The sequence below is a fragment of the Enterobacter cloacae complex sp. CDL013 genome (genome assembly GCF_049238805.1).
In the GTDB taxonomy this organism is placed as follows: domain Bacteria; phylum Pseudomonadota; class Gammaproteobacteria; order Enterobacterales; family Enterobacteriaceae; genus Enterobacter; species Enterobacter hormaechei_C.
The window spans coordinates 139,673-155,184 of sequence record NZ_JBMKGT010000009.1 but is presented as its reverse complement, the minus strand read 5'-3'; the positions used below and the strand labels follow the sequence as shown (position 1 = coordinate 155,184).

The window sequence follows — 15,512 nt, the reverse complement described above, 5'->3', positions numbered from 1 at the left end:
CCCCATTACTGAACAATATGCACAGCGCCGGATGCGCGCTTCATTCACCTATTTCAACAGGACAGCGTTTATGACCAATCCATTACTGACGCCTTTTTCGTTGCCACCGTTTTCTAAAATCCTCCCCGAGCATGTGGTTCCAGCGGTTACGCAATCGCTGGACAACTGCCGCGCGGCGGTAGAAAACGTGGTCGCGCAGGGCGGGCCGTACACCTGGGAAAATCTGTGTCAGCCGCTGGCCGAAGTGGACGACGTGCTGGGGCGCATCTTCTCCCCGGTGAGCCACCTGAACTCGGTAAAAAACAGCCCGGAGCTGCGCGAAGCCTACGAGCAAACCCTGCCGCTGCTCTCTGAGTACAGCACCTGGGTCGGCCAGCATGAGGGGCTCTACAAAGCCTACCGCGACCTGCGCGACGGCGACCACTATGCCGAACTGAACACGGCGCAGAAAAAATCGGTCGATAACGCCCTGCGTGATTTCGAACTGTCCGGGATTGGCCTGCCAAAAGAAAAACAGGTTCGCTATGGTGAAATCGCTGCGCGCCTGTCCGAGCTGGGTAATCAGTACAGCAATAACGTCCTCGACGCCACCATGGGCTGGACGAAGCTGATTACCGATGAATCTGAACTGGCGGGCATGCCGGAAAGCGCGCTGGCGGCGGCAAAAGCCCAGGCCGAAGCGAAAGAGCAGGAAGGCTTCCTGTTAACGCTGGATATCCCAAGCTATCTGCCGGTGATGACCTACTGTGACAACCAGGCCCTGCGCGAAGAGATGTACCGCGCCTACAGCACCCGCGCCTCCGATCAGGGCCCGAACGCGGGTAAATGGGACAACAGCCCGGTCATGGCGGAAATCCTCGCCCTGCGCCACGAGCTGGCACAGCTGCTGGGCTTCGACAGCTACGCGGATAAATCCCTCGCCACCAAAATGGCCGAGAACCCACAGCAGGTGCTCGACTTCCTGACCGATCTGGCGAAACGCGCCCGTCCGCAGGGTGAAAAAGAGCTGGCTCAGCTGCGCGCCTTTGCGAAAGCGGAGTTCGGCGTAGACGAGCTTCAGCCGTGGGATATCGCGTACTACAGCGAAAAACAGAAACAGCATCTCTACAGCATCAGCGACGAACAACTGCGTCCGTACTTCCCGGAAAACAAAGCCGTTAACGGCCTGTTCGAGGTGGTGAAACGCATCTACGGCATTACCGCGAAAGAGCGTACCGACATCGACGTCTGGCATCCGGACGTGCGCTTCTTTGAGCTGTATGACGAGAAAAACGAACTGCGCGGCAGCTTCTACCTCGATCTCTACGCGCGTGAGAACAAGCGCGGCGGGGCGTGGATGGACGACTGCGTGGGCCAGATGCGTAAAGCGGATGGTTCCCTGCAAAAACCGGTCGCCTACCTGACCTGTAACTTCAACCGTCCGGTGAGCGGCAAACCTGCGCTGTTTACCCACGATGAAGTGATCACCCTGTTCCACGAGTTCGGTCACGGCCTGCACCACATGCTGACCCGCATCGAAACCGCTGGCGTCGCCGGTATCAGCGGTGTGCCATGGGATGCGGTCGAGCTGCCTAGCCAGTTTATGGAAAACTGGTGCTGGGAGCCGGACGCGCTGGCGTTTATCTCCGGTCATTACGAAACGGGTGAACCGCTGCCGAAAGAACTGCTGGATAAAATGCTGGCAGCGAAAAACTACCAGGCGGCGATGTTTATCCTGCGCCAGCTGGAGTTCGGCCTGTTCGACTTCCGCCTGCACGCCGAGTTCAGCCCGGAGCAGGGGGCGAAAATCCTCGAAACCCTGGCTGAGATTAAAAAGCAGGTTGCCGTTATTCCAGGGCCAACCTGGGGACGTTTCCCGCACGCGTTCAGCCATATCTTCGCAGGCGGGTACGCCGCAGGCTACTACAGCTACCTGTGGGCCGACGTGCTGGCGGCGGATGCCTTCTCGCGCTTCGAAGAAGAGGGGATTTTCAACCGCGAAACCGGTCAGTCGTTCCTCGACAACATCCTGACCCGCGGCGGTTCAGAAGAGCCTATGGAGCTGTTCAAACGCTTCCGTGGCCGCGAGCCGCAGCTGGATGCGATGCTGGAGCATTACGGAATCAAAGGCTGATTGCTACGTGAAGATCTGCTTAGTAAATGAAACAGGCGCCGGGGACGGCGCCTTATCTGTTCTGGCGGCCCGCTGGGGGCTGGAACATGATGAAGACAACCTGATGGCGCTGGTGATGACGCCGGAACATCTGGAGCTGCGCAAGCGCGATGAGCCAAAGCTTGGCGGGATTTTTGTCGATTTTGTCGGCGGCGCGATGGCGCACCGGCGTAAGTTCGGCGGCGGTCGCGGCGAAGCGGTGGCCAAGGCGGTTGGCATTAAAGGGAGCTATCTTCCGGACGTGGTGGACGCCACGGCGGGGCTGGGGCGCGATGCGTTTGTGCTGGCCTCGGTGGGCTGCCGGGTGCGGATGCTGGAGCGTAATCCGGTTGTCGCCGCGCTGCTCGACGACGGGCTGACGCGGGGCTATGAGGACCCGGAAATCGGCCCGTGGTTACAGGAACGTTTACAACTTATTCATGCCTCCAGCCTGACGGCGCTCACCGACATCACCCCGCGCCCGCAGGTGGTTTATCTCGACCCCATGTTCCCGCATAAGCAGAAAAGCGCGCTGGTGAAGAAAGAGATGCGGGTGTTTCAGTCGCTGGTGGGGCCAGATTTAGATGCCGATGGCCTGCTGGAACCGGCTCGTCAGCTGGCGACGAAGCGTGTGGTGGTGAAGCGGCCGGACTATGCGCCGCCGCTGGCGGACGTTGCGACCACTAACGCGGTGACCACGAAAGGGCACCGGTTTGATATTTATTCGGGTACGCCGGAATAGAAAAAGCCGGGTGGCGGCTTCGCCTTACCCGGCCTACATCCTCGATCTATTCCCTCTCCCTTTGGGAGAGGGTTAGGGTGAGGGGAATTTAACGCACTTACTCGTCTTCTTCGTCACGCAGTGGAACAATCAGCATATCCACGTGAACGGTGTTAATCAGCTGGCGCGCGGAAGACATCAGTTTGCTCCAGAAGTCCTGATGGTGACCACATACCACCAGGTCCATATCGTATTTCTTAATCGCATCAACCAGCACCTGGCCCAGATCGCCGCTACCGCTTAAGGTTTCAGTGATCGGATAGCCCGCGTTGGTAGAAAGCTCGCTCAGCGCGTGGTGAGTCTCTTCGGAGATGCGTTTCTGCATATCGCCGAGATTCACGTCGATCAGACCGGTGTAGAGGTCGGAGTAATTCACATCAACGTGAATCAGCGAAACTTTCGCGTTGTAGGGACGTGCCATGGATACTGCTTTATCAACCAGCACTTTACTCTCCGGGGAGAGGTCTACCGCGATAAGAATGTGTTTGTAAGCCATAGTGTTACTCCTTCCTTAAGTTATCGATGACTAAATGGGAAAGCCGTCGTCTGATGCTTTCATTACGGCCCAGTTAAACATATTTTTCAAGCTTTGGTGTTGATAACGATTAACCTTGTGGCAAAAAAATTAACGGATCTCCTACACTATTTAATGAGCCGTTCGGATATTAAAACGCGAACCGGATCGACTTTTGGTCATTCTTTCACTGAACTGTCTGTCAGGGCATTGGGGTGCGGTAGCTCAGGAGCCTTGCTTCGTGGGCGGACGCCGGGGAGGATGTATGATTAGCACCGTCGCATTGTTTTGGGCGTTATGCGTGGTTTGCATAGTGAATATGGCGCGCTACTTCTCATCGTTACGTGCGCTGTTAGTGGTACTTCGTGGTTGCGATCCGTTGCTTTATCAGTATGTGGACGGTGGAGGGTTCTTCACCTCGCACGGACAGCCCAGCAAGCAGATGCGTCTGGTGGGGTATATCTACTACCAACGCTACCGCGATCACCACGATGAAGAGTTTATCCGTCGCTGCGAGCGCCTGCGTCGTCAGTTCATTTTGACCAGCGCCCTCTGTGGTCTGGTTGTGGTGAGTATGATTGCGCTGATGATTTGGCACTGAGCATAAAAAAAGCGGGCCAGTTTCCTGACCCGCTTTTTTGTCGCCTTCAGCCGATTAAATCAGCTTCAGCGAAATCCAGTACAGACCGCCAGACAGCAGGATGGACGCCGGGAGGGTGAACACCCAGGCCATCAGGATGTTGGTCACGGTTTTACGCTGCAAACCGCCGCCGTCAACAATCATTGTACCTGCCACGGACGAAGAGAGTACGTGGGTGGTGGAGACTGGCATACCGGTGTAACTCGCCAGACCGATAGATACCGCTGCCGTCATCTGCGCGGACATACCCTGCGCATAGGTCATGCCTTTCTTACCGATCTTCTCGCCGATGGTGGTCGCCACACGACGCCAGCCAATCATCGTACCGATACCCAGCGCCAGCGCGACCGCCATGATGATCCAGATTGGCGCGTACTCAATGGTATTGAGCATATCGCCTTTCAGTTTCTTCAGCAGACGTTGGTCGTCAGCATTAACCTCTGGCAGCTTCGCGACTTTATCGGTCACGTCGGAGATACAGAGCATGATGCGACGCAGCTGACCACGCTGTTCAACAGCCAGTTTGTCATAGCTTTCGATATCGGCCAGCATGCCTTTCGCACGTTCCAGCGCGTTAATCGCGTTTGCCGGATGGCAATGGAACTCGCCCGGTGCCGTCGTTGCGCCTGACTCCGGAGAAGGAATCAGCTGGTCCACGCCGGTCGCTTTCTTCAGCAAATCAGGATGCTGCTGGAAGTAAGTCTCAACGTTGTTTACCGCATCACGGGTACGGGTGATTTCGTAACCGGAGGCGTTCATGTTAACCACGAAGCCCGCCGGTGCGACGCCAATCAGAACCAGCATCACCAGGCCGATACCTTTCTGACCATCGTTCGCGCCATGAGAGAAGGCGACGCCGATAGCGGAAATGATCAGCGCGATACGCGTCCAGAACGGCGGCTTTTTCTTGCCGTCTTTCTTCTCACGCTCTGCTGGCGTCAGGTGGATACGCGCACGTTTTTTCGTGTTGCTCCAGTAGCGACGCAGGATGAAAATCAAGCCACCCGCCACCACCAGACCGACGATAGGGGAGATGATCAGAGAGCCGAAAATGCCGAGAACTTTCGGGATATTCAGCGCATCAACGACGGAGGTCCCGGTCATCAGGGCATTGGTTAACCCGATACCGATAATCGCGCCGATGAGGGTGTGAGAGCTGGATGCCGGCAGGCCGAAATACCAGGTACCGAGGTTCCAGATAATCGCAGCAAGCAGCATAGAGAACACCATGGCCAGGCCATGACCGGAACTCACGTTAAGCAGCAGATCCGTTGGCAGCATATGCACAATGGCATACGCAACGCTTAGTCCGCCCAGGAGGACACCAAAAAAGTTAAATACCGCCGCCATAACAACCGCAAGCTGCGATCGCATTGCGCGAGTGTAGATAACCGTTGCTACTGCGTTTGCAGTGTCGTGGAAGCCGTTGATCGCTTCGTAAAACAGCACAAAAACCAGAGCAAGCAATAATAAAAGCCCGGTATGTAAATCCAGGCCGGCAAACAAATGTAGCATAGGACGTTACGCCATTTTGAGGACATGAACGCGGCGCATTATCCAGGACAAATGCGCAACGGGCAAAGTGAAATATAGACTTTTTTTGACATACCACCTGATTTGAGAAATGTGCCTGAAAGGATAATCTTTAAATATCAATGAAATGGCTTTGTAATATCTTTTTACGCTGGTGCGACCACTGAGGAAACTTTACAATCCGCGGCAGTTAACGAAGAGGATTTTGACGTGGAAAGGTTTGATGCCGTAGTAATTGGCGCCGGTGCGGCGGGTATGTTTTGTGCGGCGATGGCCGGACAAGCGGGTCGTCGCGTGCTGCTGCTGGATAACGGAAAAAAGCCTGGCCGCAAGATCCTGATGTCTGGCGGCGGGCGCTGCAACTTTACTAATCTTTATGTCGAGCCTGCGGCCTATTTGAGCCAGAACCGCCATTTTTGCAAATCTGCGCTGGCGCGCTATACCCAGTGGGATTTTATCGAACTGGTGGGTAAACACGGTATCGCGTGGCATGAGAAGACGCTGGGACAGCTGTTCTGCGACGACTCCGCGCAGCAAATTGTCGATATGCTGGTGGCCGAGTGCGAGAAAGGCGGCGTAGTAATGCGCCTGCGCACCGAAGTGCTGGACGTCGCCCGCGACGAGCAGGGCTACACGCTGCAACTCAACGGTGAGACCGTCAGCGCCGATAACCTGGTGATCGCCAGCGGCGGCCTCTCGATGCCGGGGCTGGGCGCCTCACCGTTCGGCTATAAAATTGCCGAGCAGTTTGGCCTGAAGGTACTGCCCACCCGCGCCGGGCTGGTACCGTTCACGCTGCATAAGCCGCTGCTGGAGCAGCTTCAGACACTCTCCGGCGTGTCTGTACCGTCGGTCATCACGGCCGAAGACGGCACGGTGTTCCGCGAAAACCTGCTCTTTACCCATCGTGGACTCTCGGGGCCGGCGGTATTGCAGATCTCCAGCTACTGGCAGCCGGGAGAGTTTGTCTCCGTAAACCTGGTGCCGGACTGCGATCTGGACGCCTTCCTCAACGAGCAACGCGCCGCACACCCGAATCAAAGCCTGAAAAATACCCTGGCGATGCAGTTGCCGAAGCGTCTCGTGGAGTGCTTGCAGGTGTTAGGGCAAATTCCGGATGTTGCGCTCAAGCAGCTCAACAGCCGCGAGCAGGAAACGCTGGTGGAGACGCTGACGAACTGGCGCGTACAGCCAAACGGCACCGAAGGCTACCGCACGGCGGAAGTGACGCTGGGCGGCGTGGATACAAACGAACTCTCATCCCGCACGATGGAAGCCCGCAACGTGCCGGGTCTTTATTTCATTGGTGAAGTGATGGACGTGACCGGCTGGCTCGGCGGGTATAACTTCCAGTGGGCGTGGGCCAGTGCCTGGGCATGCGCGCAAGCGCTGGCTGAAAAGAACGGTTAATATTTATTTTTTAGCGTGATGCCTCCTTAACGGGCCCACGCTTTTTATTGTGTGCATGGTGTTTTGTCTTCTTAAAAGGGTTGTCTATGTCTGCTGCTCATCTCGGTTTCCCGACGGAAACCGTTGTTGTCTTCGTGGTGATGGCCGTTGGGGCGATGTTTATCGACCTCTTCATGCACCGTCACGATAAACCGATCTCGTTGAAAAGCGCGGTTATGTGGTCCATCTTCTGGGTCATGATGGCGATGGCCTTCGCCGGATTTTTATACGTGCACCACGGCGCGGAGATGGCCAGTCTGTTCCTGACCGGCTATGCGCTGGAAGAGGTGCTCTCCGTCGACAACCTGTTTGTGATGATGGCGATCTTCGCCTGGTTCGGCGTGCCGGATAGATATCGTCACCGCGTGCTCTACTGGGGCGTGCTCGGGGCGATTGTGTTCCGCGGTATTTTTGTTGCCATCGGCACCAGTCTGTTGAGCCTGGGGCCGTATGTTGAGGTCATTTTTGCGCTGGTCGTCGGCTGGACGGCGGTGATGATGCTGAAACGCAATGAAGAGAGCGATGAAGTAGAAGATTATTCCAACCATCTGGCGTACCGCCTGGTGAAACGCTTCTACCCGGTGTGGCCAAAAATCAGCAGCCATGCGTTTATCCTGACCCAGAAAGAGGTGGATGCCGAACTGGAGAAGCCTGAAAACAAGGATGTAATGGTAGGCCGCGTGAAGAAGGCGAAGCGCTACGCGACGCCGCTGCTGCTCTGTGTTGCGGTGGTGGAGCTGTCCGACGTGATGTTCGCCTTCGATTCCGTACCCGCAATCATTGCCGTCAGCCGTGAGCCGCTGATTATCTACAGCGCAATGATGTTCGCGATCCTCGGCCTGCGTACCCTCTACTTTGTGCTGGAAGCGCTGAAGCAGTATCTGGTGCATCTGGAGAAAGCGGTGGTGTTACTGCTGTTCTTCGTGGCGTTCAAGCTGGGGCTGAATGCGACCGACCACTTCTGGCATCACGGTTATAACATCGGCGCCACGGCAAGCCTGTTTGTGGTGCTGGGGGTACTGGCGCTGGGGATTATTGCGAGCGTGATGTTCCCGGGAAAACGTGAGGCCTGATGTACCGCTTTTCTCCCTCTCCCTGTGGGAGAGGGCCGGGGTGAGGGCACCGGGCCGCACCTAACCCTTAATTGGTGAATTTCGGCGCTTGCTCGGATGATGAAAATGCCGCCAGTGCGGATCCTGCGCCGCCGCCAGCAACTCGTGGTCGCCACGCGTGTCGCCCCAGGCGCGCAGGTGATACGCGTTCAAATCCCCATACACCTTCTCCAGCCTCGCCACCTTCTGGGCACACCGGCAGTTGTGGCCGGTGATCCGCCCGGTCAGCTTGCCGTCTTTCACTTCCAGCTGCGTGCCAATCAGCTTAATGCCGAGCTTATCGGCCCACGGCTGCAATACCAGCGCCGGGGAAGCAGAGCAAATCGTCACTTCCGCACCGGAATTGACCTCGTTGGCGACGGCCAGCACACCTTCCGGGCGCATCAGCTTGTTCCAGTATTTTTCACAGAAGGCTTCCGCCTGCTGACGTAACCAGTGCTCATCCACCCCCGTCAGGAAGGTTTTGATCAACACCTCTTTCAGCTCATCTCGCGTCAGCTTGCGGCGCACACAGTGCAGCGTAGGCAGGGCCATGCGCACCAGTCGGCCAGCAAAGTAGCGCTTGCCAAAGGCAAAGCGCAGGAACGGGATAAAACTGTCGTGGTGCGTCAACGTACCATCAAAGTCAAAGACAGAGAGCACGCTGGACTTCGCCACGGCTTCGTCGGCAATCATATTGGTCATAAATACGTCTTAGCTGAAATACACATTCTGTTCACTAGTTTACCTGCTTTACCTTCATAGTCCTTATATCAGGTCGCATTTTTTCCTGAACCTGTGGCCTGACGGGTCAAACTATGTCATCCACCACGCCACCGTCAACGCGCAGCGCCGCGCCGGAAGTCGCGGAGGCCTGCATGGAACAGACATACACCACCATATTCGCCACTTCTTCTACCGTTGCGGCGCGCTGAATAACCGAGCTGGGACGATTCTCCATCACGAACGCTTTCGCCAGCTGCTCCAGCGATTTACCGGTTCTTTCGATTTCGTCTTTCATCATCGCGGCAAAACCGTCCGACATTGTCGGGCCCGGCAGTACGCTGTTCACCGTCACGCCGCTGCCTGCCACGAACTTCGCCAGACCGCGCGCCAGCGAGAGCTGGGCGGTTTTTGTCACGCCATAGTGGATCATATCCGCAGGAATATTGCAGGCCGATTCTGACGAGATAAACACTACCCGACCCCAGCCCTTTTGTACCATGCCGGGCAACAGGGCACGGGAGAGGCGCACGCCGGACATCACGTTGGTTTGCCAGTAGCGTTCCCAGGTCTCGTCGTCGGTGGAATAAAAATCCTGCTGGCCATAGATCCCGGCGTTATTCACCAGAATATCGACGTGCGTGGCGACCCTGAGCAGTTCGTCAACGCCCTCCTGCGAGCTCAGGTCGGCGATGGCGGCACGGACCTGTACGCCAGGCACCACCTGCTGTAGCGCCTGAATGCCTTTATTCACCGAGTCGACGCTGCGTCCGTTTACGATCACTTCCGCACCGCTCTCCGCCAGCCCGCGGGCGATGGCAAATCCAATACCGCCGGTGGACGCGGTCACCAGCGCTACTTTCCCCGTTAAATCGATTTTCATCGTTCACTCCTTGTCGTTTTATGGTTCAAAACTTAAAGCGTAGCAGTTGACGATGACGGCTCCTGCTTAAAAAGGCGCAACAGCGTCTTAACCTGCTCGTCCAGCGGGCTGAGGGAGCGTTTGACGATGAGGTGCAGCGGCGTGGCGCGACGTACGCCGTGGCTGAGCGGCAGCGTTTTAAGGATGCCCTGCTGGAGCGGGGTCTGAATGCGTTCTTCCGGTAACCAGCCGTATCCAACCTGATACATCACCGCTTCGATCGCGGCATCGATAGTGGAGAATGTCCACGACTCCCCGGTGGGGTGAGTGGTGGGCTGGCTGTCTGCGATCTGAATGCGCGGCCACGGCCGTAGCATCTCGTCATTAAGCGGCGTATCCAGCGAAAACAGCGGGTGCGCGTGATGCGCGACGGCAACAAAATCGATATTCATCAGCCATTCGCCCAGGCCGGTAATGTCCTGGCGGCGGGTTAAGACCATCACGTCGGCTTCATTATTGAGCGCATCTGCGCGGCTGTTTTCCAGAACCTCGGTAAGCCGCACCTGCGTTTGCGGGTACAGCTGCTGAAACTGGCGCAAAATCGCGAACAGCCGGCTACGCGGAAAAATACTGTCTACCATCAGGTCGATACGGGTTCGCATCCCGCTGCGCAGGGTCGCAGCGCGCGTTTCAACATAGGCGAAGGCTTTCAGCAGCGGTTTAACCTGATTCAGCAACAGCTCACCCGCCGGGGTTAGCACGGCACGCCGTCCCTCTGTCATCAGGAGCGCCACGCCCAGCCGCTCCTGCAAAAGCGACAGGTTATAGCTGACCGAGGACTGGCTGCGGTAGGTCTCTTCCGCCGCCTTAGCGAAGCTGCCAGCCTCGATGACTCTCTCCAGCAAGGCCCACTGTTCGAGCGTCGTCTTGTGCATAATTAATCTAAATTTTGGATGAATTTGATTCAAACATAGCGTTATTCATTCATTTTTTGAAGGGGTACGATCGTCTCATCAAAACAAAGGAGACATCGTATGAGCACCTTCGATAAACATGATTTAAGCGGCTTCGTCGGCAAACATCTTGTATATACCTACGATAATGGCTGGAATTACGAAATTTACGTTAAAAACGAAAACACCCTGGACTACCGTATTCACAGTGGTCTGGTTGGCAACCGTTGGGTGAAAGATCAGCAGGCCTACATCGTCCGTGTTGGGGAGAGCATCTATAAAATTTCCTGGACGGAGCCAACCGGTACTGACGTGAGCCTGATCGTGAACCTGGGCGACCGCCTGTTCCACGGCACCATCTTCTTCCCGCGCTGGGTCATGAATAATCCGGAAAAAACCGTCTGCTTCCAGAACGATCACATTCCGCTGATGAATAGCTACCGTGATGCCGGACCAGCGTATCCAACCGAAGTGATTGATGAATTTGCCACCATCACCTTCGTGCGTGACTGCGGTGCGAATGACGATAGCGTGATCAATTGCGCGGCCAGCGAGCTGCCTGCAAACTTCCCGGAAAATTTAAAATAAGATCGAGAACAACGTGAACGGGACATTGGCCATGTTGGTTTTAACCGGCATGGCCGTTTTTTATGCCGCAGGAATACCGGAGTAAGTAACCGCTTCCGCCGTTAAGGTGAAAGGCGTAGGGGTACAGACCGCCAGGCTCAGCGAGCCGAAGCGTAGCTGACTGACCGGGAGCGACTGGGCGGTGCTGTCAATGCTGACTATCTGCCACGCGCTGCCGCCACGCTGTTTGACGATTGCCTCTTTGCGTGTCCAGATGCGCCAGAATGCGGAAAGCTGCTCTTCCGGCGCTTCACGTTCCAGCTCGTCATGTTCGGTGAGGCTGAAAACGGCATTTGCCAGCGCCTGCCAGTTCTCCCGCGGGCGGATCACTTCGATATCGCAGCCCACTTCACCTTCATCGCTCATCAGCAGGGCAATATCGTCCCCGCTGTGGCTCAGGTTAAACCACAGCGGATGGCCGTTAGCGAAGGCCGGTTTTCCCTGCTCGCCGTAAATTATCTCGGGAAGGGGCGAGGGGGATAAGGTTCTGGCGAGCAGCGTCCGGCCTGCAAGCCAGGAAGCGTGTCGTGCACCCTGAGGTGCCATGTCTGCGAGCGTTGACGCCAGCGGGTCCGCGCTAAGGGTGGAGATCTTTCCCAGTACAAACTGGTACATAGTTACGCCCAGCGTTTAATGATTATCGAGGTATTGATGCCGCCAAAGGCAAAGTTATTGCTCTGAATAAATTCGCAATCAATCGGGCGGGTTTCCCCCATAATATAATCTAAAGCGCCGCATTGCTCATCCGGTTGTCTTAAATTGAGCGTCGGCGTGAACCAGCCCTCCCGCATCATGTGCAGACTCAGCAAGGCTTCCAGCGCGCCGCAGGCACCCAGGGTATGACCGAAATAACTCTTTAAGGATGAGATGGGCACGCTGTCGCCGAAAATGGCGGCGGTCGCCTGACTCTCGGCGATATCCCCGCGATCGGTTGCCGTGCCGTGGGCAGAAATGTAGCCAATGTCCTGAGGGCCAAGACCCGCCATCGCCAGCGACTGCTCCATACACACCTGCATGGTTTCACGCTGGGGCTGGGTGATGTGCGCCGCATCGCAGTTGGTGGCAAAGCCCACGATCTCGCCATAAATTGTCGCTCCGCGCGCTCTGGCGTGATCCAGCGCTTCCAGCACCAGCGTACCCGCCCCTTCGCCAATCACCAGGCCATCGCGCTGAACGTCAAACGGCGACGGCGTGGTTTTTGGCGCGTCGTTACGCTGGCTGGTGGCAAACAGGGTATCGAAAACCGCCGCTTCCGACGGGCACAGCTCTTCCGCGCCGCCTGCCACCATCACCGTCTGGTAGCCGTGACGAATCGCTTCCCAGGCGTAGCCAATCGCCTGGCTGCCAGAGGTACAGGCGCTCGAGGTGGGGATCACCCGTCCGCGCAGGCCAAAGAACAGCCCGGTATTCACCGCCGTGGTGTGCGGCATCATCTGCACATAAGTGGTGCCGGTGATGTTGTGGGTGTGCTTTTCGGTGAGCATAGAGGCAAACTCGCTGACCGGCCCGGTGCTGCCGGTCGACGAGCCGTAGGCGATGCCGGTCTGACCGTTGGTCAGCACCGCGTCGTCGATTAGTCCCGCCTGCTCCAGCGCCAGCTCGGTGGCGCGGGTAGAGAGCAGCGACACGCGGCCCATGGCGCGAATGCGCTTACGGGTATAGTGAGCGGGGAGAGTGAAGTCTTCAATCGGCGCGGCGAGCAGGGTTTGCAGGCCGTCATACGCCTGCCACTCCGTCATGGTACGCACCGCATTTTCATACTCGCGCAGACGGCGCGAGATGGTCGGCCAGTCCTCGCCGAACGCGGTGACGCCGCCCATGCCCGTAATCACTACCCGGCGGGTCATAGCATGCCTCCGTTAATCGAAATCACCTGACGCGTCACATAGCCTGCTTTATCCGACATCAGGTAACTCGCCAGCCCCGCGACCTCCTCGGCCTGGCCCATACGCTGCATCGGGATAATCGACATCGCCGCGTGCAGCGCAGCTTCGTCCATCTCGATCATGCCGGTATCGATCAGCCCCGGCGCGATGCAGTTGACGGTGATTTTGCGTTTTGCCAGCTCGGTGGCGAGCGCTTTGGTGGCGCCGATGATCCCGGCTTTCGCCGCGCTGTAGTTCACCTGCCCACGGTTGCCCATAATGCCTGACACCGACGACAGGGTGATGATCCGCCCGCCCTTGCGGATGCCGATCATCGGCATAATGCAGGGATGAATGACGTTATAAAAACTGTCGAGATTGGTGTGGATCACGCTGTCCCAGTCATCGTCGCTGAGCGCAGGAAATGCGCCGTCGCGGGTAATACCGGCGTTACTGACCACGCCATACCACGCGCCGTGGTCAGCGATCTCCTGTTCCAGCACCGTGCGGCACTGCTCGCGGTTGCCCACGTCGAAGGTGAGTAAACGGCCCGCGCCGCCTGCCTGGATAATCGCTTCCAGCGTCTCCTGCGCGCCCGCTTCATCACGATGGTAATGCACGCCGACGGTGAAACCGTCCGCCGCAAGCTGAAGGGCGATAGCGCGGCCAATGCCTTTGCTGGCGCCAGTGACCAGTACGGATCTCATGATGGTGTTCCCTGGTTGAAAAGTGTGGTTAATTCTTCCTCGCTCGGCTGGAAGGTGTTCACGCGTCCCGTGGCGAGGGGGACACTATCCGCATGAATGGTGCACTCGAAGCTGCCAAAGCGTTCATCCTGCATCAGACGTTCGATGGTGATGGTCAGCGTGCTGCCTGCGGCAAAATGCCCTGCGTCGCACACCAGCTCGCGCGCGCCCAGCACCATGCCCAGCGCACAGTGCGGCAGCCCTTTTTGCATCCGGTGCCATTCAGACCAGACGCCCACGGTCTGGGCCATCAGCTCCAGCGCAAACCAGCCAGGCAGGTTGCCGTCCGCGTCCAGGAACGGGGCCAGAACGCCCCGTTCGTTCACCGTCACGCTGCAAACGGCGCGGTCATCGGTGACGCTTTCCACGCTCTCAAGCAGCAGCATCGGCGTGTCGTGAGGAAGATAATCCCCGGGAGGTAAGTAGTGCATCATACTCTCCCCAGCAGAAGGCTGGCGTTGTTGCCGCCAAACGCGAAGGAGTTTGACAGGATCACCGGTTTATTCAGCGGTGCGCTCTGGTGCAGTAGGCCGAAGGCGGGCAGGGTGTCGTCCGGCGCGTAGCGGGAAAAATCCTGCGGCGGCAGCGGCAGGCTTCGGGTCAGGATCAGCCAGCTCAGGGCGGCCTCGGTGATCCCCGCGGCGCCCAGCGTGTGGCCGGTAAGATGTTTCGTGGAGCTGCACGGCACGCGGTCGCCAAAGAGATCGTGGATAACCTGCGCCTCAATGCGATCGTTCAGCGGCGTGGCGGTGCCGTGCAGGTTGATATAGCCGACGTCCGCCGCCGTTATGCCCGCCTCGTTCAGCGCCTGGTTGATGGCGCGGATCGCCCCTTCGCCCTGCGGATGTGGGGCGGAAATATGGTACGCATCGCTGGATTCCCCCGCGCCCAGCAGCGCAACCTCGCCCGGCTCGCGGGTCAGCACCATCAGTGCCGCCGCTTCGCCAATGGTGATCCCCCGACGGTTGCGGCCAAACGGTTCGCACAGGGTCGGGGAGAAGGACTCCAGGCTGTTGAAGCCGTTGACCGGCATGCGGCTCAGGCTGTCGGCCCCGCCGACGATGGCGACGTCCACCAGCCCGGCGTCGATCAGGCGACGACCGCTGATGATCGCCCGCGCGCTGGAGGAGCAGGCGGTCGAAATGGTATACGCCGGGCCGTCCAGCGCAAGCCAGCTGGCGAGAAAGCGCGACGGATCGCCCAGCTCCTGCTGCGGATATTGCCACTGCGGGCTGCGCTCGCCGTTCTGCGCGCGGCGCACGTACTCATCACCCTCGTCCAGTCCGGAGGTGCTGGTGCCCAGCACAACCGCCACGCGGTCTCGCCCCACGCGCGCAATGGCCGCATCGACGGCGGGCCAGATTTGCGCAAGCGCCGCCAGCAGCAGCTGGTTGTTGCGGCTGCGATGGGCGGAAAAAGACTCGGGGACAGGGGGAAGTTCACCCTCCACGCCTCCCAGCACGGCCTCGGGTAAGCCCTGTAGCCAGCCCGCACGTTGGCGCATCCCGGGGGCCACGCCAGCGATCAGGTTCGCCGCTATTTCATCAGCCGAGTTGCCGAGCGCGTTGACCATGCCAACGGCAGAAAGGTAAATCAT

At 58.0% G+C, this 15,512-nt stretch carries 16 protein-coding genes; 6 read left to right on the top strand and 10 right to left on the bottom strand.

Annotated elements, in window-relative coordinates:
• Positions 1-70: 70 nt before the first annotated feature.
• Positions 71-2,113, top strand: a complete 2,043-nt coding sequence (gene prlC / locus ACOTXD_RS19285; RefSeq protein ID WP_045332580.1) for an oligopeptidase A — start codon at positions 71-73, stop codon at positions 2,111-2,113.
• 7 nt (positions 2,114-2,120) lie between these two features.
• Entirely contained in the window at positions 2,121-2,873 is a 753-nt protein-coding gene (gene rsmJ / locus ACOTXD_RS19280; RefSeq protein WP_032608084.1) for a 16S rRNA (guanine(1516)-N(2))-methyltransferase RsmJ, read from the top strand.
• A gap of 97 nt (positions 2,874-2,970) precedes the next feature.
• On the opposite strand, the gene uspA is transcribed toward rsmJ, so the two are convergent.
• On the bottom strand, positions 2,971-3,408 hold the full coding sequence (gene uspA / locus ACOTXD_RS19275; protein WP_003861223.1) for a universal stress protein UspA: 438 nt from the start codon (positions 3,406-3,408) through the stop codon (positions 2,971-2,973).
• A 283-nt stretch (positions 3,409-3,691) separates the two neighbouring features.
• On the opposite strand from uspA, the gene uspB reads away from it, so the two are divergent.
• Positions 3,692-4,027 (top strand): universal stress protein UspB, encoded by a 336-nt coding sequence (gene uspB, locus ACOTXD_RS19270; protein ID WP_003861224.1) that lies wholly within the window; start codon positions 3,692-3,694, stop codon positions 4,025-4,027.
• Positions 4,028-4,081: 54 nt separating this feature from the next.
• Here the strand turns inward: uspB and pitA are convergent, their stop codons facing one another.
• On the bottom strand, positions 4,082-5,581 hold the full coding sequence (pitA, locus tag ACOTXD_RS19265; protein WP_003861225.1) for an inorganic phosphate transporter PitA: 1,500 nt from the start codon (positions 5,579-5,581) through the stop codon (positions 4,082-4,084).
• 228 nt (positions 5,582-5,809) lie between these two features.
• Here pitA and ACOTXD_RS19260 point away from each other — a divergent pair, with 228 nt between their 5' ends.
• Both ACOTXD_RS19260 and ACOTXD_RS19255 read left to right on the top strand, forming a co-directional pair.
• A complete protein-coding gene (locus ACOTXD_RS19260; protein ID WP_003861226.1) occupies positions 5,810-7,009 on the top strand; it encodes an NAD(P)/FAD-dependent oxidoreductase in 1,200 nt (399 codons plus the stop codon).
• Between the two features lie 86 nt (positions 7,010-7,095).
• A complete protein-coding gene (locus tag ACOTXD_RS19255) occupies positions 7,096-8,121 on the top strand; it encodes a TerC/Alx family metal homeostasis membrane protein (protein ID WP_015571505.1) in 1,026 nt (341 codons plus the stop codon).
• A 60-nt stretch (positions 8,122-8,181) separates the two neighbouring features.
• Here ACOTXD_RS19255 and ACOTXD_RS19250 read toward each other — a convergent pair whose 3' ends face one another.
• From ACOTXD_RS19250 to ACOTXD_RS19240, 3 genes are all read right to left on the bottom strand, one after another.
• Positions 8,182-8,844, bottom strand: coding sequence for an HAD family hydrolase (locus tag ACOTXD_RS19250; RefSeq protein ID WP_003861228.1), 663 nt, complete (start codon positions 8,842-8,844; stop codon positions 8,182-8,184).
• Positions 8,845-8,950: 106 nt separating this feature from the next.
• Entirely contained in the window at positions 8,951-9,745 is a 795-nt protein-coding gene (locus ACOTXD_RS19245; protein ID WP_022651983.1) for an SDR family NAD(P)-dependent oxidoreductase, read from the bottom strand.
• A 32-nt stretch (positions 9,746-9,777) separates the two neighbouring features.
• A complete protein-coding gene (locus tag ACOTXD_RS19240) occupies positions 9,778-10,659 on the bottom strand; it encodes a LysR family transcriptional regulator (RefSeq protein ID WP_061856049.1) in 882 nt (293 codons plus the stop codon).
• Positions 10,660-10,758: 99 nt separating this feature from the next.
• On the opposite strand from ACOTXD_RS19240, the gene ACOTXD_RS19235 reads away from it, so the two are divergent.
• Positions 10,759-11,265: a phenolic acid decarboxylase gene (locus ACOTXD_RS19235; protein ID WP_003861232.1), complete on the top strand. Its 507-nt coding sequence runs from the start codon at positions 10,759-10,761 to the stop codon at positions 11,263-11,265.
• A 60-nt stretch (positions 11,266-11,325) separates the two neighbouring features.
• Here the strand turns inward: ACOTXD_RS19235 and acpT are convergent, their stop codons facing one another.
• From acpT to ACOTXD_RS19210, 5 genes are read right to left on the bottom strand one after another with little or no spacing between them, the layout of a single operon-like run.
• Positions 11,326-11,919, bottom strand: a complete 594-nt coding sequence (acpT, locus tag ACOTXD_RS19230) for a 4'-phosphopantetheinyl transferase AcpT (RefSeq protein WP_003861235.1) — start codon at positions 11,917-11,919, stop codon at positions 11,326-11,328.
• 2 nt (positions 11,920-11,921) lie between these two features.
• Complete coding sequence (locus tag ACOTXD_RS19225; protein WP_003861237.1) at positions 11,922-13,151, bottom strand: beta-ketoacyl-ACP synthase; 1,230 nt, start codon at positions 13,149-13,151, stop codon at positions 11,922-11,924.
• Entirely contained in the window at positions 13,148-13,879 is a 732-nt protein-coding gene (locus ACOTXD_RS19220) for a 3-ketoacyl-ACP reductase FabG2 (RefSeq protein ID WP_061856050.1), read from the bottom strand. Before ACOTXD_RS19220 ends, ACOTXD_RS19225 begins: the two co-directional genes overlap by 4 nt.
• Positions 13,873-14,346 carry a 3-hydroxy-fatty acyl-ACP dehydratase gene (locus ACOTXD_RS19215; RefSeq protein WP_003861241.1) on the bottom strand — a complete coding sequence of 158 codons (474 nt, stop codon included), beginning with the start codon at positions 14,344-14,346 and terminating at the stop codon, positions 13,873-13,875. The genes ACOTXD_RS19220 and ACOTXD_RS19215 overlap by 7 nt, the downstream gene beginning before the upstream one ends.
• Positions 14,346-15,512 (bottom strand): beta-ketoacyl-[acyl-carrier-protein] synthase family protein, encoded by a 1,167-nt coding sequence (locus tag ACOTXD_RS19210; RefSeq protein WP_023314984.1) that lies wholly within the window; start codon positions 15,510-15,512, stop codon positions 14,346-14,348. Before ACOTXD_RS19210 ends, ACOTXD_RS19215 begins: the two co-directional genes overlap by 1 nt.